Origin of the sequence: Nitrospira sp. (assembly GCA_024998565.1) — a bacterium.
Lineage (GTDB): Bacteria > Nitrospirota > Nitrospiria > Nitrospirales > Nitrospiraceae > Nitrospira_A.
On the sequence record JACOEM010000002.1, the window covers coordinates 88,566 to 108,329 of the forward strand.

At 60.4% G+C, this 19,764-nt stretch carries 15 protein-coding genes and 1 tRNA gene; 13 read left to right on the plus strand and 3 right to left on the minus strand.

Annotated elements, in window-relative coordinates:
• Nucleotides 1–10: 10 nt before the first annotated feature.
• The 5 genes from modA (at nt 11) to H8K11_04180 (ending at nt 3,177) form a co-directional block, all read left to right on the plus strand.
• The gene (modA, locus tag H8K11_04160) at nt 11–769 is read left to right on the plus strand and encodes a molybdate ABC transporter substrate-binding protein (protein MCS6262929.1); all 759 of its coding nucleotides are present in this window, start codon (nt 11–13) and stop codon (nt 767–769) included.
• On the plus strand, nt 747–1,145 hold the full coding sequence (locus H8K11_04165; protein MCS6262930.1) for a hypothetical protein: 399 nt from the start codon (nt 747–749) through the stop codon (nt 1,143–1,145). The genes modA and H8K11_04165 overlap by 23 nt, the downstream gene beginning before the upstream one ends.
• Entirely contained in the window at nt 1,142–1,345 is a 204-nt protein-coding gene (locus H8K11_04170; protein ID MCS6262931.1) for a TOBE domain-containing protein, read from the plus strand. Before H8K11_04165 ends, H8K11_04170 begins: the two co-directional genes overlap by 4 nt.
• A gap of 78 nt (nt 1,346–1,423) precedes the next feature.
• The gene (modB, locus tag H8K11_04175; GenBank protein MCS6262932.1) at nt 1,424–2,098 is read left to right on the plus strand and encodes a molybdate ABC transporter permease subunit; all 675 of its coding nucleotides are present in this window, start codon (nt 1,424–1,426) and stop codon (nt 2,096–2,098) included.
• A complete protein-coding gene (locus H8K11_04180) occupies nt 2,083–3,177 on the plus strand; it encodes an ABC transporter ATP-binding protein (GenBank protein ID MCS6262933.1) in 1,095 nt (364 codons plus the stop codon). The genes modB and H8K11_04180 overlap by 16 nt, the downstream gene beginning before the upstream one ends.
• Before the next feature lie 220 nt (nt 3,178–3,397).
• On the opposite strand, the gene H8K11_04185 is transcribed toward H8K11_04180, so the two are convergent.
• Both H8K11_04185 and H8K11_04190 read right to left on the minus strand, forming a co-directional pair.
• On the minus strand, nt 3,398–4,147 hold the full coding sequence (locus H8K11_04185; GenBank protein MCS6262934.1) for a complement resistance protein TraT: 750 nt from the start codon (nt 4,145–4,147) through the stop codon (nt 3,398–3,400).
• Nucleotides 4,148–4,157: 10 nt separating this feature from the next.
• A complete protein-coding gene (locus H8K11_04190) occupies nt 4,158–4,877 on the minus strand; it encodes a hypothetical protein (protein ID MCS6262935.1) in 720 nt (239 codons plus the stop codon).
• 512 nt (nt 4,878–5,389) lie between these two features.
• Here H8K11_04190 and lexA point away from each other — a divergent pair.
• The 7 genes from lexA to H8K11_04225 all read left to right on the plus strand — a co-directional run bounded on the left by lexA (nt 5,390) and on the right by H8K11_04225 (nt 18,210).
• Nucleotides 5,390–5,941, plus strand: a complete 552-nt coding sequence (lexA, locus tag H8K11_04195) for a repressor LexA (GenBank protein ID MCS6262936.1) — start codon at nt 5,390–5,392, stop codon at nt 5,939–5,941.
• A 14-nt stretch (nt 5,942–5,955) separates the two neighbouring features.
• The gene (locus H8K11_04200) at nt 5,956–6,207 is read left to right on the plus strand and encodes a hypothetical protein (protein ID MCS6262937.1); all 252 of its coding nucleotides are present in this window, start codon (nt 5,956–5,958) and stop codon (nt 6,205–6,207) included.
• A gap of 1,126 nt (nt 6,208–7,333) precedes the next feature.
• Entirely contained in the window at nt 7,334–8,869 is a 1,536-nt protein-coding gene (locus tag H8K11_04205; GenBank protein ID MCS6262938.1) for a TolC family protein, read from the plus strand.
• Nucleotides 8,847–9,632 (plus strand): efflux RND transporter periplasmic adaptor subunit, encoded by a 786-nt coding sequence (locus tag H8K11_04210; GenBank protein MCS6262939.1) that lies wholly within the window; start codon nt 8,847–8,849, stop codon nt 9,630–9,632. The genes H8K11_04205 and H8K11_04210 overlap by 23 nt, the downstream gene beginning before the upstream one ends.
• Before the next feature lie 4 nt (nt 9,633–9,636).
• Nucleotides 9,637–11,001, plus strand: coding sequence for an HlyD family efflux transporter periplasmic adaptor subunit (locus H8K11_04215; protein ID MCS6262940.1), 1,365 nt, complete (start codon nt 9,637–9,639; stop codon nt 10,999–11,001).
• A gap of 3 nt (nt 11,002–11,004) precedes the next feature.
• Nucleotides 11,005–13,143, plus strand: a complete 2,139-nt coding sequence (locus tag H8K11_04220) for an HlyD family efflux transporter periplasmic adaptor subunit (protein ID MCS6262941.1) — start codon at nt 11,005–11,007, stop codon at nt 13,141–13,143.
• A gap of 348 nt (nt 13,144–13,491) precedes the next feature.
• Entirely contained in the window at nt 13,492–18,210 is a 4,719-nt protein-coding gene (locus H8K11_04225) for a cadherin domain-containing protein (GenBank protein MCS6262942.1), read from the plus strand.
• Between the two features lie 88 nt (nt 18,211–18,298).
• Here the strand turns inward: H8K11_04225 and H8K11_04230 are convergent.
• Nucleotides 18,299–18,374 (minus strand) — tRNA-Met (locus H8K11_04230).
• Between the two features lie 426 nt (nt 18,375–18,800).
• Between H8K11_04230 and H8K11_04235 the strand changes: the two genes are divergently transcribed.
• Nucleotides 18,801–19,727 carry a mechanosensitive ion channel family protein gene (locus tag H8K11_04235; protein ID MCS6262943.1) on the plus strand — a complete coding sequence of 309 codons (927 nt, stop codon included), beginning with the start codon at nt 18,801–18,803 and terminating at the stop codon, nt 19,725–19,727.
• The last annotated feature ends 37 nt before the right edge of the window (nt 19,728–19,764 follow it).

Sequence of the window (19,764 nt, forward strand, 5' to 3'; positions counted from 1 at the left end):
AGTACCGAATATGAAACGGCTTATTGCTGCTGTTCTTCTCCTGTTCTGCGCCACGAGTCCGGTATGCGCAGAAGAGATTGCCGTGGCTGCGGCGTCGGACTTGAGCTTTGCGATCAAAGAGGTGATCGGCGAATTTGAGAAGCAGACCGGTCACCATGTGAAACTCTCGTTAGGGTCGTCGGGAAACTTTTTCGCCCAGCTCCAGCAGGGCGCCCCTTTCGATCTGTACTTTTCCGCTGACATCGGCTATCCCAAAAAGCTGGAGGAGGCGGGGCTGACGGTGCCGGGCTCGTTGTATCGCTATGCGGTCGGGCGGGTGGTGCTCTGGGCGCCCAAGGGGGCTCCGCTCGACATCGCCAAGGGCCTGGCGGTATTGCGCGAGCCCACGGTCAGAAAAATTGCCATTGCCAATCCGAAGCATGCTCCCTACGGACGCGCGGCGGTTGCCGCAATGGAGCACGCGCAGGTGTACATGGACGTGAAGGATCGCCTGGTGCTGGGAGAAAACATTTCGCAGGCGGCGCAGTTTATTGAATCCGGCGCCTGCGATGTGGGCATCATCGCCCTCTCCTTGGCGGTGGCTCCCGTGATGAAGAACGCCGGCAGCTACTGGGAAATTCCGGCGGAATTTCATCCACCGTTAGAGCAGGGTGCGGTGATTCTGAAACAGTCTAAACAGCAAGAGGTTGCCCGGCAGTTTCTTGCCTTCATGCAAGGCCCGCAGGGCCAGGAGATGATGACCCGATATGGATTTACGTTGCCGAAGTAGCCGCTGGACCATGCTCCCCTGTGCGTTGGCGTTCCTGACTTCCGTCGGTTGTTCTGAGGCTGTGCTGATGAGCCAGGAGTCGGACCATGGCGGGGTGGTGACCTATATGTTCAAGCAGGACCGTGGCGGGCCGATGGGATCGCCTTATCGACGGCAAGCGCTCGACGCGATACAAGCCAAGTGCAAAGCCGGTTCTCGGCTGCTGCGCGAGGGCGAGGTGAAAGGCTATACCAGTGCCGGGATGGGCACGATCGAGGGCACGGAAGACGAAGAGCGTGGCAGACGATGGGGGATCCAATTCGAGTGTAAGGGGGGCGAGAGAGAACACAGCGCGGCTGACCAGTCTCAGCCGGAACCACAAAGGAGGCATCCATGAAGCTCAGCGCGAGAAATCAATTTCAAGGCCAGGTCGTTCGAATCACCGAAGGCCAGGCAATGGCCGAAGTGGTGGTGAAGGTCGGTAACTTGGAAGTGGTGTCGGCAATTACCGAAGGTTCTGTGAAAAGTATGGGGATCAAAGTCGGCGATGCCGTCACGGTTGCGGTGAAGGCGACCGACGTCATCGTCGGAAAATAGTTTTCTGTCGAGTAGTCGTCTGCGGTAGCATCCGGTAGGAGTAGACCCGGTACAACAGGTTCGGGCGTGAACGAGATCATGAACTGGATTGCGATTTGGGTGACGTTCAAGCTGGCTGCTTCCACGGCGCTTGTCCTCATGATCGTCGGCCTCCCGATCGCCTATTGGGTGAGCTTTTCGCGCCGGCGCTGGAAATTCCTCGTGGAGTCGGTGGTGGCACTGCCCTTGGTGCTGCCGCCGACCGTGCTGGGATTTTATATTCTCGTCGCCATCGGGCCGCACAGCCCGCTCGGACGGTTTTACAACGAGCTCATCGGGCATCCGCTGCCCTTTACCTTCGAAGGGCTTCTGCTCGCCTCCATTCTCTATAGCCTCCCGTTTGCCGTGCAGCCGTTCGCTGCGGCGTTCGAGCAGGTGGATCGGCGGTTGATCGAAGCCTCCTGGACGCTGGGCGTGTCGAAGCTCGGCACGTTCTTCAAACTGATCGTGCCTCTGTCTAAAGCCGGATTGCTGACCGGTGCCGTGCTGAGTTTCGCCCATACGATGGGAGAGTTCGGAGTCGTCTTGATGGTCGGAGGAAACCTGGAGGGTGAGACGCGCACTGTGTCCATCGATATCTACGATGAGGTGCAGGCCTTAAATTATGCCGGGGCTGCCAAGACGGCGCTCTTTCTCTTAGTCGTCTCCTATGCCATCTTGCTCCTCGTGTATGCGGTCAATCGTAATGTGTGGGCAGCATGGCCGCAGAAATAAGCATCGACCTCGTCAAAACCTTTCCCGGCCGTCCTCCGATTCGGGCGCGCATTGCCTATCCGGTCGAGGCTTCGACTGTCTTAATCCTCTTCGGTCCGTCAGGCTCGGGAAAAACGACGATCCTTCGATCGGTGGCCGGGCTGGAATGGCCGGAAGAGGGCACCATTCAATTTGTGTCGCGCACGTGGCTGGATACCGCGTCAGGGGTCAGGGTGGCGCCGCAAGATCGTCACATCGGCTACATGGCGCAGGACTATGCGCTCTTCCCGACCTACACGGTGGCGGGAAACATCGGGTATGGCCTCCACCATCTCTCCGCCCAGGATCGCAAAAAGCGCGTCGATGAGATGGTGGAGTTGTTCCAGCTGCGTGGACTGGAGAATGCCAAACCGCGAGAGCTGTCCGGCGGACAGCAACAACGGGTGGCCCTTGCGCGCGCGGTGGCGCCTCGACCGTTGTTGCTGTTGTTGGACGAACCCCTTTCCGCATTGGATGCGCCGACGCGGGTGCATTTGCGTGATGAACTGCGGAGTCTGCTGAAACAGCTGGCGCTGCCGTCGATCATCGTCACGCATGATTGGACCGAAGCCCTCACCCTCGGCGATGTGATGGCTGTCATCAGTGCGGGGAACGTGCTGCAGGTAGGCCCGCCGATCGAGGTGTTCAGCCGGCCTCAAAACGCGGATGTTGCGCGTGTCGTGGGGATTGAAACCGTTGTGAAGGGGCGGGTGGTTGGATCCTCGGACGGTATGGTGCAGGTGAGCGTGAACGGGACCAGGTTGACCGCCGTGGAAGGTGAATCGGCAGGCCCCGATGTGTTCGTGTGTATCCGGTCGGAGGATGTGGTGCTGGAACGTGGGCAATCCACTGCGAGCAGCGCGCGGAATCACCTGGCCGGGACCGTCATCTCTGCCACGGTGCTTGGGGCATTGGCGCAAGTGACGATCGATTGTGGATTTCCGCTCGTCGCCATGGTCACTCGTTCGACGGTCGAAGAATTCGGGTTGTCATCCGGCGTGCCAGTCGTGGCCGCGATCAAGGCGGGTTCGGTCCATCTGGTATCGAGGCAGAGCGACTAGCAGGATGTTGAAAAAGTCCTGCCAGCGGCGTTCTCGATACCCGTGAAGCGTGAAATGTGAAGCGTATCTCATCGGGGTCAGAACGTATGGCTCGTGGCCTATAGCTGAGAGTAGAGCCGCCCACTCTCGATTCCTGGCCATACGCTATAAGCGATATGCCATACGCTCTTTTCTGCGGACGAGAGACGAGCGACGCTTCAGGACCGACGAACGAAGAAGACTAAAACGCACCGGTGATGCTGGTACCGAATTTCTCTCGCACGATGGGCGTCGCTTCTTCGATGTTCAGCTTCTTTTGGAGGACATGGGCCACTGATCGCATTTTGTAGAGTCGCGGCTGATCGGTTTTCCCCTGTTCGGTGACCAACACGTCTGCCACGCAGAGGTACAGACTGTCGTGGTTCTGTTCCGGTGGTGCCATCCCCGGATAACCGCCCCTGCCGCTCATGGCCATCCGCATCATGGCATTGAGGTCCGGCGCCGCGCCGCCTGCCATCGCCATTCCGCGTATCGCTTGCAGATTCATCCCGCCACTCCCTGGTCCGCCGAACATGCTGCCCAGGGCATCCATATCGAGCCCGCCAGCGCCGGCGAGCGGGGTGCCTCCACTCCCGATCCCCGCACCGAATCCGGCCCTGGCGACCATTTCCGGTCTGACCCCCTCTCCCGCTTTGTGGCAGTACACCACCTGGGTCTGCAGCCAGTAGGCAGCAGCAAGGGGATCGTTCACGACCTGGTATCCCTTGGCCATCAGCCTCGCGGGGATATCTGCAGGGGTCGCGTGCTGATTCTCAGAGGTATTGCGGATTTGCACATAAATGCTACGTGCGGTACTGGGTGGGAGGAGGATGGAGGTGTCGTTGACTAATCCGGAGCGCAAGATGTTGCTGCAGCCGGTGAGCAACAGCAGCGCAACAAGCCATCCGCTCGCGATACAAGGAGAGAGGTGTCTGGTGACTCGCCTGGTCATCGAGGGGTGCTTAGAAGTGGCCCGCCACTGCCGCGCTCAATCGCTGCTGCACCAATGGAGTCGCTTCCTGCTCATCAAGCTTCTTCTGGTACACGCTGGCCGCCAGCCTGGTTTGGTAGACACCGGCTGGAGGCGTTGTCCCCGGTGGAGGAACCGGCAGCGTTCCGCCCGTTCTTGCCAGCTCCGTAATCTGGAGATCGGCCACACAGGCGTAATTGATGTTGTCATTGGCATCGGGCCGTGACGGTCCGCCGAACATATTGCCTACGGCATTCCCGAGTCCTTCTGCTGCATCGAGGCCCATTCCTGCTGCGCCTCCTATGAGGGCGCCCTGCGGGCCTGCCATGCCGGCCATCCCCGTCAGCCCATGGAGCCCCGACATGATCGAGCTGCCGATTCCTGAGCCATAGCCGCCTGCGACCAGGTCTTCAACCGGCAGTTCGACCTTGGTTTGATTGCAATAGACGATATTGGTCAGCACGACATACGCCGCCGCCTGGGGATCTTGAACAACCTCATACCCTTTGAGATTCAGCCGTGCTCTCAGATCGTGGAGCGACACAGCTTGATTGTCTGACGCGTTCCGACTCTGGAGAAAGACGGTTCGCGCCGTCGATGGCGGCAGCATGAGGCTGTTACTGGCCAGTAAGTCGGTATCCCGGACGTTGGCTGCACATCCGGTGGAGAGGAGGATTCCTGCCAACAAGCTGCGGAAGAAGCCTGCGGTCATCTGAGCTTTCCAGGACGTGCCACCACACGTAGGAGTGAGGGGTAGTCGCGGCGCGATTCTAGGTGAACGGATCAGAGGTTTCAATCAAGAAAATGAAGATTCCGTCAAAAAAATCTCTCCCCAAATTCTGTGGATATCTCTGTTGATAGTCACCCGGTTGACCGCGAATAGACCCGCTAATTCATGCCTCGCACCAGGTTGCCTATTTATTGAGCATAGAGAATGATGACTGCCAGGACCACAATATCTAGTAGTGGCTCTCTTATGTGTATGTATTAGCATTCATATTCGTCCAGGACTCCAGGTGTTTTGAAAATGAGCTGTGGATAGTGGCTTTATTTTTTTTGACCATCCATATGGCTCTTGACTTATGCACAGAAGGTTTTCGTTTCTGAGGAAATTGCACAGGCTCGGATCGCAAAAACCGCACTGGAAGAGGCCGCCAGAATAGTCAAGAAAGATGATAGGCAGGTGCTTGACAATGGATCAATTTATGTGTAACCATCGGTTACATGATGACATCAAGCGAGTTTCGACAGATCCGTGAACAGTTGGGGCTTACGCAGGAAGAGCTTGCTGCAGCGTTGCGCACGACGCGGGTGTCGGTGGCTCGTTATGAATCCGGCATGCGTCGGATCAGCGGCGCGGTTCAGGTAGCGATCACGCAGCTGGCCAATAGGACTCAGATTCCCATGGCGGGGGTCGTTGCCGCAGGTCTTCCGATCGAGCCGGTCACCCAGTCGGAATGGGTCGAGGTCCCTCCCGGCATGGTGCGACGGGGGGACACCTTTGCGCTCCGTGTGAAAGGGGAGTCGATGATCGAGGATGGGATTCTCCCGGGCGACCTGGTCGTCGTTCGCAAGCAGGCGACCGCTCAGAACGGCCAGACAGTCGTGGCGCTCGTGAACCGGGAAGCGACCATCAAGACCTATTTCAAGCGCGCCCGGAACATTGAACTCCATCCGGCCAACGCTGCCATGAAACCGCTTGTCGTCACACCAGAGGATGAATTTACCATCGAAGGCGTGCTCGTCGGTGTGATTCGTCATTGCGAGAACGCGTAACTCAAGGAGGGAAAATGATGATGACCCATCAGCAACAAGCCATGGTGGAACGTGTGGACGAACTGGAGCGCATGATTGTCCGGCTCAATGGACGTATCGGGGAATTACAGCGAGAGCTGAAGCATACCAAGGGGATGACCTTCCAGGGATGGTCCAGCGGCTCGCGCTTGCGCACTCTTCTCGGTGGAATGAAGCCGGTTGTGTCTGCCTCGCATCCCATTCGAGAGAATAGGAGGATTGAACGCCATGATCTCTGTCTCTTCTGATCTTGATGCGGTGACGGCTGGATGTTGTGCTGATTGCGGGCAGCTGGTGTTACGACGAACGCCATGGTTCGATGAGAAGGCGAAGGTGGTGCGGGAGGTGTGCATCCGTTGTTTAGTGCTGACTTACCAGCGCCGGCAATTCGAAGCTGGTTGTTGCGGGTAAATCGGAAAGGCCACGCACGAGGGGCCCGGGTGATTGTTGGCTGAATGGCCGGCCCGCCACTGCGTGCGGCGATATCCTGTTTCCTTCCGAACGCGTCGCGAGTTTCTGCTGTGAATGGCTTGCGAGCTGCTTCAGTGCCCTGGCCCGGCCGCTGTTGTTGGCGAGTCGACTCCTGGCTTGGAGTCGAGCCAATCAGACCGTTCGGGGTCTCTGGCTGTCGTGCTCGCTGTCTGGAGGATTGGATGGGGAACATGATCGCATGGTTCTCTCCGGTCTATTAATCGCGAGGCAACATTCCAGAATCGTTGGTTGGCGGCGTCAGGCTGTTGGTGTAGGCGGCCTGATGTTCCCTTACCGCTTCAAGCCTGTACAGTGCTTTGTCAGCAGGGCCACCTTGACCGGCTGATCCCTCTCCTACCGGGTTATTCCAAGGGTTGCCCCAGCATTGGATCTCCTTCGTGCCTGATTAGGTAGATAAGCCATTCCCCTTCGGCGAGAGACGTGGTCACGACCGTCATTCTTGTTCTCAGAGGGCACCTTGCCCCGGCGACGAACGCTGACGTCTTGCTGGGCTTGGCTCCGCTCGATTTGCCCCCCCCCTACAGCCGTTCCATAGAGTCGTTGAGGCGGTCTCGTCTGGCTCGCCCTAGCCCGCATTATTCATGAGCGCGTCTGCTGCAATCGCGGATTTGCAGCTGCGACAGGCCTGTCGGCGGGCGGGCTCGCCGCTTGTCTCGCTGGGCGACTCCGCACTTTCGCGACGAACCGTCATGAATAATGCGGGGTAGTAGGGGCGGCTGGCAGTGCGCCATCGAGCGGTCGCCATCGGCATCCCGCTTCATCCTCTTTCGTCAAGTTCTTATCGAATTCGACCGATATTCCTGCAGTAAGGGTGTGTCGTGGCCTGGGATGGATCCGTGCGCGCGCGAAAGTGATGACGGTGTCTGCGGAATCATGAAGACGATGGCAAAAGAACCCCTGCAAGTATTGGCATTGGTGGGGGCAATGGTGATGATCTCCGGGTGCATGATCAAGCCCTATGTGTTGACCGACGAGGATGTCCGGACCCGCGCCACCAATGACCTTCAGATGGTGTCGACGCTTCGGGAGCCGCTGTCCGGTCCGATCGATCTCTATGAAGCCATCGCGCGTGCCTTAAAATTCAATCTGGACGCCAAGGTGAAGGCCATGCAGGCGCAGTTGGCGCATCAGCAGCTGAACGTGGCGCATTACACCTTGTTACCGCAGCTGTCGGCGAACGCGGGATTTGACGGACGCAATTCCTACAGCGGAGGCGGCGCGCAATCACTCGTTGATGGTCGGCCCGTCCTCGAGCCCTTTACGTCATCCGATAAGAACGTGGTGTCGGGCAATCTCGCGCTGAGTTGGGACGTGCTGGATTTCGGTCTCTCCTATGTGCGCGCACAGCAGGCAGCCGATAACGTCATGATTGCCGAGGAGGAGCGGCGGCGGATTGCGGTACGCCTCGTCCAGGATGTCCGGAGCGCCTACTGGCGGGCGGTCAGCGCGGAACGGGTGCTCTATCGGGTGAAATTTCTGGATGAGTCCGTCAACAAGGCGTTGGAGCGCGCACAGCAAATCGTCGATAAGAAATTGCAGACGCCCTTGACCCCGCTCAACTATCGCCGCGATCTGCTGAACATTCAGCGTGAGGTGCAGCGCCTGTACCGTGAGCTGAGTACGGCACGAGTTCAGCTGGCTTCAATGATGGGGCTGCCTCCGGGAACCGAGTACGACCTGGTCGTGCCTCAGCGGGCGAGCACCGTTCCGGTGGTCGATCTGGATACCGGGCGGATGGAGGAACAGGCGTTGTTGCTTCGCGCCGAGCTTCGCTCCCTCGACTATCAAAAGCGGATCAATGCGAAGGAGGCGCGGGCCGTCTTCCTGGAAATGTTTCCCAACTTGAAGCTGAGTGTCGGCGGGTATTACAGCAGCAACAGCTTCTTCCTCTATCAAAACTGGCTGGGGTATGCCTCTCAGCTCAGTTGGAACCTCCTGTCGGCGTTTCGCGTACCGGCCAAACTCAAGGCAGTGGAGGCGCATCGCCAGGTGTTGGATGCCCAAAGTCTCGCGCTGACCATGACGATCTTGACCGAGGTGCATGTCGGCGCGCTGCAGTTCGCCCAGGCGAGCCAGGAATATCTCAATGCCAGGAGTTACCACGAGACGCAATTGGCGATTACCGACCATACCAAGAACCTGTGGCTCACGAAGAGTACCAACGACCTGACCTTCATTCGGGAGCGAGTGAATGACGTCCTGGCTGAAGTCCGCATGGACAGCGCGCAGTCCGGCGTCGAGTCGGCCTATGCCACGTTGATGGCGTCGATGGGCGAAGATGCCGCGCCGACCGGCACCGACGGGCAGAGTGTGGCCGCCCTTGCCGTTGAACTGAGGAAACAGCGGGTGCCTGCCGTCGACACGGTGTCGGAGTCAGGAAGGAGGCTGGAGTCCCATGCGATCCCATTGGCCGATTAATTCGATTGTCGCACTGACGATCTTCTGCACGGCGGTGGCCCTTCCGCAGGTCGGCTGGCCGAAGGACGACCGGCCCGTCCAGCTGATGCGGAGTGTCAACGGCGCGTTGCGTGGCATTGTGAAGGCCAGCACGCAGGCCGTGCTCTATTCCCAGATTCAGGGGCGGATCAGCCAGATCCCGGTGAAGGAGGGGCAGCGGTTCGAGAAGGGTGCCACGCTGGTCGCAATCGACTGCGACAAGTATCGTGCGGAATTAGCAGGGGCGCTGGCCGAGCATGAGGCCAAGGATAAAACCTTCCAGAACAACAAAGAACTCACCAAACTCAATGCCGTCAGCACGCTTGAATTGGAAATTTCCGAAGCCGAGGCGAAGAAGGCCGTCGCGGCCATTCGCCTGGCCGAGATCAACGTGCGGAGCTGCCATATCGCGGCGCCGTTTTCCGGCCGCGTCGTGGCGGTCATGGTCAATGAGCATGAAAACGTCTTCCCCAACGACAAGCTGCTCAGTCTCCTCGATGACACCAGTCTGGAGATCGAGTTGGTGCTGCCCTCCTCGACCTTAGCCTGGCTCAAGCGGAAGTCACCGTTCACCTTCACCATCGACGAGACGCATCGGGAGTATCCGGCGAAGGTGAAGGAAATCGGGGCGAATGTCGATCCCGCCAGCCAGACGGTCAAGGTGGTGGGCAGCTTCGGGGCCCTCCCGGCCGATGTGCTCGCCGGGATGAGCGGCACGGCGCAATTTGCCTCGGGACAACCGTAACCCTATGGCGACATCCACCCAACCGAGCGCACAGGAACTCGCGACGCTGGTCCATCTGGCGACCCTCACCCATTTGGAGGCGCAGATCCGTGTCGCGAAGACCGTCCAGGAACTGCAGTTCATCTCCGTCAATGAGACCCGTCGGCTGGTTCCCTATGAACAGGCCTATCTGCTGAGTCATGCCGGTGAAGCTGCGGGCGTCTCCCGAGTGATCTGTGCGTCCAGCGTGGCCGTGGTGGAACGCGATGCGCCGATGATTCGCTGGTTGGAGGAGATGGCTCAGGCTCTGAGGCACGCACACCCGGGGGATGAACCGGTGACCGTCACGGAGGAAATGTGCCCCGACTCCTGCCGCGAGGGATGGCGCGAGCATGTCAGGGGCCATGTCCTCTGGTGTCCGCTGAAACACCCGGATGAAACGGTGTTGGGTTTCTGGTGGCTCGAGCGGGACTATCCCTGGGAGGAGAATGATCGGGCGATTATGCACCGGCTTGCGGGGAGCTTCGCCTATGCCTGGAAGGCCGTGGCGACGCGCCATCGAACCTGGTCCGCGAGGATCAAAACGCCCTCGGTGTGGTTGCTGGCTGCAGCGGTTGTTGGGGCGCTGTGTTTGCCGGTTCGCGTGTCGACCGTGGCGCCGATGAAAGTGATGGCGAAGGAGCCGACGATTGTGAGCGCGCCGATGGACGGAGTGATTGCGGAGGTCCTGGTGCCGCCGAATACGGTGGTCACGCAACATCGGCCGCTGTTCCGCTACGAAGACACGAACCTCCGCAATCAGTTCCGGGTCGCGGAGAAGCAATTGGCGGTGGCGCAGGCCGAACATGCCCAGGCGATTCAAGGCGGCTTTGCCGATCCGCACCGAAAAGCCGAGGCTCCGCTCAGAGCCGCCGAAGCGGCGTTAAAGGAGACAGAGCTGACCTATGCCCAGGAGATGCTGGCGCAGGTGGAAGTCCGTGCCCCGCAGGAAGGATTGCTGCTGTACAGCGACAAAGCCGACTGGGTCGGGAAGCCGGTCTCCGTCGGCGAACGGATCATGGATATTGCCGATCCGCGTCGCATTGAGTTGCGAATCGATCTCCCTGTGAGTGACGCTCTCCTGCTACGCGAAGGCGCCGATGTCGTAGCGCTCTTCGACGCGCTCCCGCTGGAATCCTTCGGGGCGACCGTGAGTCACGCGAGTTACCATGCGGAGGTGTTGCCCGGAGATACGTTGGCGTATCGGATCACGGCTGAATTGGCGCTTGCCGATCCCCGCATCCGCATCGGCTGGCAAGGGTCGGCGAAGGTGTATGGAGAACAGGGCCTGTTGGCATTCCTGTTGTTCCGCCGTCCGCTCATGGCCTTGCGTCAACTGGTCGGAGTGTAGCCGATGGCCGGCCTGTCCTCAGTGTCCCCGCCCCAAGAACGCACCTTGCCGCCGCTGAGAAAGAACCTGCAGTTCCTCCGCGGCGCGCCCACGCCGGAAGGGGTGCCGACCTGGACGATCGTCGATCCCGTTCGCAACAAATATTTCCAGATCGAGTGGCAGGTCTATCAGCTCCTCCAGCGCTGGTCCTGTGGCACGGTGGAAAAACTCGTCGCGGTGGTCCGGCGCGACACCACCTCCCGGATCCGGGCGGAAGATGTCGAAGACTTAGTGCGGTTCTTGTACGCCAACAGTCTGACGGAGCAATCGGCCAGCGGGCGGGTCAAGGACTACGTCGAGCAGGAGGTGGCACGTCATCAGGCCTGGTGGCAGTGGCTGTTGCATCACTATCTCTTCGTCAAAGTTCCGCTGATACATCCGCATCGTTTTCTGCGCGCCACGTTGCCCTTGGTGGCGCCGCTCTATACGCCCATGGCGGCGTGGCTGTTCGGAATGATCGGTGCGACCGGTTTGTTCCTGGTGGGACAGCAATGGGACACCTTCTTGTCGACCTTCCTGCATTTTTTCACGTGGCAGGGGGCACTGATGTACGGCGTGGTGTTGTGTGTCGTCAAGGTCGTGCATGAATTGGGGCATGCCTATACCGCAACGCGATTCGGGTGCCGGGTACCCACGATCGGGGTGGCCTTGATGGTGATGATGCCGGTGCTCTATTCGGACATCAGCGACGCCTATCGGCTGAGTTCGAGGCGGAAACGTCTGTGGATCGCCGGAGCCGGGGTCGTAGCCGAACTGGGGCTCGCTGCGGTCGCAACCTTGTTGTGGGGATTCCTGCCGGATGGGGCCATCCGGAGCGTCGTCTTCGTGGCGGCGACGACCAGCTGGGTGATGAGCCTGGCGGTCAACCTCAACCCATTCATGAGGTTTGACGGCTATTATCTTCTGGCCGATGGACTGGGAATTCCGAATCTTCAGGACCGGGCCTTCGCATTCGGGCAATGGCGGATTCGTGAACTGTTGTTTGCGCCAGGCGCGCCTCCGCCCGAAGCGGTCGGGCAGTCCAACAGGCGGATCCTGATCGCCTATGCCTGGGGTATCTGGCTGTACCGGCTCGTCCTCTTCACCGGGATTGCGCTGGCCGTCTATCACTATTTTTTTAAAGTGCTCGGCCTCCTGCTGTTTCTGGTCGAAATCGTCTTCTTTATCGGTCTGCCGATCTGGCGGGAACTGACGAGCTGGTGGAGTCGCCGTGCTGCCTATGCGTCGACGGGCCGGTTTGCCGTCACGATGACGGTCGTCGCCGCGATGCTGTTGCTCGCCTGTCTCCCATGGTCCAGTCGTGTCGCGATCCCAGGGGTGTTGCAGGCAGGGTCCTATGCAACCATCTATCCTCCGGCGCCGGGGCGGATTGCGTCGGTGTCGGTGCATGCAGGGCAGCCTGTACGAGCGGGTGACACCTTGCTCGTACTCGAAAACCCGAAATTAGCCAAGGAGGCCAGGTTGGTGCAGACCCAGGTCGAACTGTTGGATTTCCGGCTGCAGCGTCAGGCCGGGTATGCAGAGGATCGGGTGCAGGTTCCGGTGCTGGCCGAATCGCTACGGTCCAAGCTGGCCGAACTGGACGGGGTGACTGAGAGGCAACAACGTCTCGTGCTGCGGGCGCCGATCGATGGCGTGGTGGTTGATCAGGCCGATTCGCTCTATCCCGGCCGATGGATCAATGAGAAGCTGCCGGTCGCCTACGTGGTGAATCCCGGAACAGCGATCGTTGTGGCCTTTGCGCCGGTAGACGATCTAGGGGGTCTGGCGGTCGGGCAGGAGGCGCGCTTTATTCCGCACGACCTGACCCGCCAGGCTTCCCGCGCCCGGGTCGCTGAAATTCGGGACGTGGACGAACGGGATTTTCCCGTTCCCTATCTGGCGTCCATCTATGGCGGCGCGGTGCCCGTACGAAAAGATTCGCAGGGGCGGTTGTGGGCGGAGCAATCGGTCTATCGCGTTGAACTTGAAGTATTGGATGATGATTTCAATCCCGGCCAGGCTGTGACCGGGCTACTCCACGTCATTGGTAAGCCCCAGAGCCTGGCCGCGCGCGTGTGGGATCGTATCGTGGCGGTGATGATCCGGGAAAGCGGTTTCTGATCAGAGGCGTCGATTTCGCGCCTTGTGTTCGACCTCCTTCGTTGAGACGACACTCCCGCGGGCCGGGGCCGGTGAACGCTGGTTATTCGTGGCCGTAGGTGGTCGTTGCGTGCTGCCGGCGCCCTCGTTCCATACCTCCCCCCTTGTATCCTCTCCTCAACTCTTCAGACCGACGGACTTTCTACCGAAAGAGAGGCGGGAAACTGTGTGTTCTTGAGGCTGTAGGGCGCAAGTATGTTCAATCTCTTCAAGAGGCTGAGACCTAAGCCGGCGGAAGCCCCACCGGCGTCGCAATCTGCCGCTCCGTCCACATTCAAACAGTCGCTCCTATCCCTCGAGCAACGGTTGATGTTTGACGCGGCGGCTGCGGCGACCGCGGCCGAGGTGCAATCCGAACAGGTGGCTCAAGATCAGGCCGAGGCGGCGGTCTCCTCGGAGGGGACTGGCGAGAGTACGACTCCTGAGCAGCAGGAATCGCAGGAGCTACTCAGCGCAATTGGTTCCTATAGTCCCGGCGAATCCTCGACGGAAGTGGTTTTCGTCGACCCCACGGTGCCGGATTATGAAGCTCTGCTCGCGGGCATGGGGCCCAATGTGGAGGTCGTTGTGCTGGATGCCTCCCGAGACGGGGTCGAGCAGATCGCCGAGTCGTTGACCGGGCGATCGGGCATCGACGCCATTCATCTGATTTCGCACGGCGACGCTGGAACATTGCAATTGGGCACCGGCACGTTGAATGCCGAATCGATGTCGACGCGTTACGCGGACGAGTTCACAACGATTCAGCAGGCCCTGTCGGAGCAGGCTGACATTCTGGTGTACGGCTGTAATTTTGCCGAGGGGGATCTCGGCCAGGCGGCTGTGTCCCGGCTTGCTGAACTGACCGGAGCCGACGTGGCCGCGAGCAGCGACAGAACCGGCCACATCGATTTGGGCGGCGATTGGAAATTCGAAACCCAGGTTGGATCGATCGAAACCGACCTTGCGATCACCGATGCCGCGCAGATGGACTGGAAGGGGATCCTGACGACCGAGACTGTCGGCGACCAATTCTCCTCAAGTTCTTACGACAATCACGATGGGACTCAGAAGTGGGCCTCAGATTGGTCCGAAACCGATGCCGGCGGCGGTGGGGCAAGCGGCGGGGATGTGCATGTCGCTTCATCACAACTGAGGATCGACGCCGGTTCCGTGGGAAACCAAGCTTCGCGGCAGGTCGATCTGTCAGGAACGAGCGGCGCAGTCCTCACATTCGATTACACCAACTCGTTGTCGGGCTCCGATCAAATCGAGATTCGCGTGTCAGCCGACGGAAAGACGTATACCACGCTCACCGACGGCGTCTTCTCCCCTAAGTCGAATGCCGGAAGCGGCACCGTCAAGCTCGACATTTCCGGTTATGCCTCCGCGAGTACGACGATCCAATTTCTCGTCACCGGGGTGGGCGGGGGCGATTGCCTGTACGTCGATAACGTGCAGGTCAGCTATGACACCGGCGCCGCGAACAGTGCACCGACGATCAGCAGCAACGGCGGTGGAACGACGGCGTCGGTCACGGTCGGGGAGAACAGCACGGTCGTCACGACCGTCACGGCTTCCGACGTTGATGCAGGGCATACCCTAGGCTATTCGATCGCCGGCGGAGCAGACGCAGATCGATTCACCATCAACAACAGCACGGGCCAGCTGAGTTTCGTCTCGGCGCCCAGCTATGAAGCCCCGGCGGACAGCGGCGGGAATAACGTGTACGACGTCACGGTGCAGGTGTCTGACGGCCAGGGCGGCACGGATACCCAAGCCATCGCCGTGACAGTGGCAAACGTCAATGAGGCACCGACAGACCTGGCCTTGTCGGCGAACACGGTGGCGGAGAATGCGGCCAATGGCACCGTCGTCGGCACCGTGAGCGGCAGCGATGTGGATACCGGCGACACCAGGACGTACTCCCTGACCGACAACGCCGGCGGCCGCTTTGCGATCAACGGCAGCACGGGCCAGATCACCGTCGCCAACCGATCGCTCCTCAATTACGAGAGCGCCACCAGCCACAACCTGACGGTGCGAGTGACGGACAGCGGCGGGCTCACCCATGACGAGACCTTTACCATCAACGTGACGGATGTCAATGAAGCGGCGCCCAGGATCACCAGCAATGGCGGGGGGGCCACAGCCCTCATCAATATTGCGGAGAATGCCACGGCGGTCACCAGGGTCACTGCCTCCGATGCCGATACGAGGCAAACCCTGGCCTACTCGATTGTCGGAGGGGCCGATGCCGCCAAGTTTGCGATCAACAGTAGCACTGGTGCCTTGTCGTTTGTGTCCGCCCCGAACTACGAGGCGCCGACCGATAGCGGCGGTAACAACACCTACGATGTGACCGTCCAAGTGTCCGACGGAAGCGGCGGCGTGGACTCTCAGGCCATCAGCGTGACCGTGACTGCTGTGAACGAGAGGCCGACGGACCTGAGTCTGTCGGCGAACACAGTAGCGGAGCACGCGGCCAACGGGACCGTGGTGGGCACGGTGACCGGGAGCGACCCTGACGCCGGTGACACGAAGAGCTACAGCTTGACCAATACGGCGGGGGGGCGGTTTGCAATCAACCGGACGACCGGCGCCCTCACGGTCGCCAACAGTACCTTGCTGAACTACGAAGCGGCGACGAGCCATGCCGTGACCGTCCGGGTGACCGATCGGGGCGGCCTGACCTACGACGAGACGTTCACGATCAACCTGACGAACGTGAACGAGGCCCCCACCGGGACCAATGCGACCGTCACGATCACCGAAGATACGTCGCACGTCCTCACGGCGGCGAATTTCGGGTTCAGCGATGTGGATGCCGGCGGTGCGCTGAGTGCGGTGCGGATCGACACGCTGCCGACGGCCGGGACCCTGACCCTCTCGGGCACGGCGGTGACGGCGGGCCAGGTGATCACGACGGCGGACCTCGCGGCGGGCCAGCTGGTCTTTACCCCGGCGGCCGACGCCAACGGGACCGGCTATGCCCGCGTGACCTTCTCGGTGCGCGACAGCACCAATCTGTACGACTCGACGCCCAATACGCTCACGGTCAATGTCACCGCCGTCAATGATCGGCCGACGGACCTGAGTCTGTCGGCGAACACAGTAGCGGAGCACGCGGCCAATGGGACCGTGGTGGGCACGGTGACCGGGAGCGACCCCGACGCCGGTGACACGAAGAGTTACAGCTTGACCAATACGGCGGGGGGGCGGTTTGCAATCAACCGGACGACCGGCGCCCTCACGGTCGCCAACAGTACCTTGCTGAACTACGAAGCGGCGACGAGCCATGCCGTGACCGTCCGGGTGACCGATCGGGGCGGCCTGACCTACGACGAGACGTTCACGATCAACCTGACGAACGTGAACGAGGCCCCCACCGGGACCAATGCGACCGTCACGATCACCGAAGATACGTCGCACGTCCTCACGGCGGCGAATTTCGGGTTCAGCGATGTGGATGCCGGCGGTGCGCTGAGTGCGGTGCGGATCGACACGCTGCCGACGGCCGGGACCCTGACCCTCTCGGGCACGGCGGTGACGGCGGGCCAGGTGATCACGACGGCGGACCTCGCGGCGGGCCAGCTGGTCTTTACCCCGGCGGCCGACGCCAACGGGACCGGCTATGCCCGCGTGACCTTCTCGGTGCGCGACAGCACCAATCTGTACGACTCGACGCCCAATACGCTCACGGTCAATGTCACCGCCGTCAATGATCGGCCGGTAATCACCGCCAACAGCGGGAGCAGCTTGGCCGAAGGGGGCACCGACACGATTACGAGCGCAGAGCTTGCGGCGGTGGACGTGGACAACTCTGCCGCCCAGATCAGATTCTCTGTCGGGACCGGTCCTGCCCATGGTCGTCTGGAGTTGACGACCAGGCCGGGGGTGGCGCTGGCGACTTTTACGCAGGCTGATCTCGCGGCCAACCGCCTGGTCTATCGTCACGATGGATCGGAAACGTTGAGCGATCGCTTTACGTTTACGGTGAGCGACGGGGCGGGAGGTTCGGTGGGCACGACCACAATGACGCTGACGATCACCCCAGTGAACGATGCGCCGACCATCATCAGCAATGGAGGAACGGCGACCGCCTCGATCAATGTTGCGGAACATGTGACCGGCATTACGGTCGTAACCGGCGCCGATGTGGATCTCCCTGTGCAGGCCTTGACCTACTCCATCAGCGGCGGAACGGATCAGGCGCAGTTTACGATCGACGCCTCGACCGGTGCGCTGAGTTTCGTTGCCCCTCCTGATTTTGAAGCGGCCGCTGACGCCAATGGCGACAATGTGTATATCGTGCAGGTCCGTGTCACCGACAGCCAGGGCGGCACGGCGATGCAAACCATTCAGGTGAGGGTTACGGATGGGGCGGAGGCGCGCCCCTCCGGCCCGGCGCTTCCTCCCTCTCTCATTCCGATGCCTTCGGTCCAGGCGGGCACATCCGCTCAGCCTCATGACGAACCACGGTCCTTCACAACGCAACAGGAGCCGGTGAATGCGGTGTCCATGAATGGGACTGATCTCGCCGGGACGATGAGCCCCTATGCCGGCAGCATGCCGCCGCGCGTCGCGCCCCATTCAGGCGATGTTCATCATGAGGACGAGCCGCCAGTCGCGTCACGATCTGTTCAGTCGGATGACAGGGAGCCCCGGAATTCATCCCCGATCTCATCCACGGATGCGATCGAGGCGGGCAGGGATGGCGATTCTGGGCCACAGCCCTCGGCGAGTGAATTGGTACTGAATAAATTGGATGAAATGATCTTGTCGCTGCGGGAGGCGGTCGCTGTGGACCGAGAGCCGCAGTCGTTGATGGCTCAGGTGACTGCGTTGACGGGGACGACTCTCTCTGTGGGATTTGTGCTGTGGGCGGTTCGCAAAGGAAGGCTCCTGGCCGGTTGCTGCGCAACCATTCCTACCTTGTCGACAGAAGGGCCTGGCCTGGGTCAACACCTTCACCCACGGCTCTTGACGCCAACGTCTTCTCCGTCGCAAGGCCCGTCTACCAACCCCTCGTCCGCCTCTTCAACCTGACGCACCCCACACATCGGATTCAACGCTCCATCGCGAATTGGGCCATGGCCCTGGGGCACTTTTGTCTGATTGCGGGGCGAAAGAAATTTGGTGGCGGTGACCCGGATTGAACGGGTGACCCGCGGCTTATGAGTCCGCTGCTCTACCAACTGAGCTACACCGCCACTGGAGGATGCGTGACCGGTCAAAGTGAACCGCAATAATAGCCGAAGAAGAGTTGAAGTGTCTACCGACTGATGCACGAAATTCTTTCTCGACCAGACGAGCTCCTCCGCCGGCGGTTGGCGGGATCCCGTGAGCTCCGGGGAGCCGGGGATTCAGCCCTCGTTATGATTGGCTCATGCCGTTCCCGTCTCATCCGTATCCTATGAGGTTGGCCATGGATAGAGTGGCAGGAAGGGCGTGATGTCGCTAGACTGGCAGGCGTGCTCCACGACTGACGGAGCCCACGTAGCCATTCATGTCGGGCGTCACGATTCCATCGGTGCCCAAGCTGTTGCGGCAGCTTCTGGCCTGTGGGGGCGGGGAGTAATATCCTCACCCTCGCAAGTTGAAACGCCGGACGTCTTCACACAAGGGAGATCGATATGTTGACCGGAGTGTCTCTGCAGACTGCCCTTCCCTGGCTCCTGAGTATTTCCACAACCGTAGGCATCGCCGTGTTGCGGGTCGGGCTGGTGTTCGTGATTGGGTATATCGCGATTCGATTTGCCCGTTTGGGGTTGCAACAACTGGAACGGGTGATGCTTCTCACGAGTGACGCCAAGGATCAACAGTCCGGAACGGCTCAAAAACGCGCCGCGACGCTCACGGGGATCCTTAGGACCATCGCACTCACAGCGATTTGGGCGGTCGTCATCATCGAATCGTTGCAGGTCGTGGGATTGGACATCGCGCCGATTCTGGCCGGCGCGGGGATTCTCGGCTTGGCGGTGGGGTTCGGCGCGCAAAATTTGGTGCGGGACTTGATCAGTGGATTTTTCATCATTCTGGAGGATCACATCCGGTTGGGAGATGTGGCGGTGATCAATGGGACCGGTGGACAGGTTGAGACCATCACGTTCAGAACGATTTCCTTGCGGGACTTTTCCGGCGTGGTCCACGTGTTTCCCAACGGCGGCATCAATACCCTGTCGAATATGAGCAAGGACTGGTCGGCCTTTGTGTTGGACATGGGCGTGGCGTACCGGGAGGACACCGATCGGGTGGTGGCGGTGATGCAGGCGGTCGGTGAAGAATTGCGCCATGACCAGGAACTTGGCTCGCTGATGATCGAGCCGATCGAAGTGGTGGGTGTTGAGAATTTTGCCGATAGTGCCGTGACGATTCGCGCGCGTATCAAGACGAAGCCGCTCGAACAGTGGAAGGTCGGACGTGAATACCGGCGACGGCTCAAGAAGGCGTTCGACGCGCAGGGTATCGAGATTCCGTTCCCGCATCAGACTCTGTGCATGGGAGCGGCAAGTGCTCCGTTCAAGGTTGAAGTGGTCGCAGGCCTGGGACTTCAGAAGGTTTAGCAGAATGTGAAAACAGTCCGCTGGAGTCCGGTGGCCG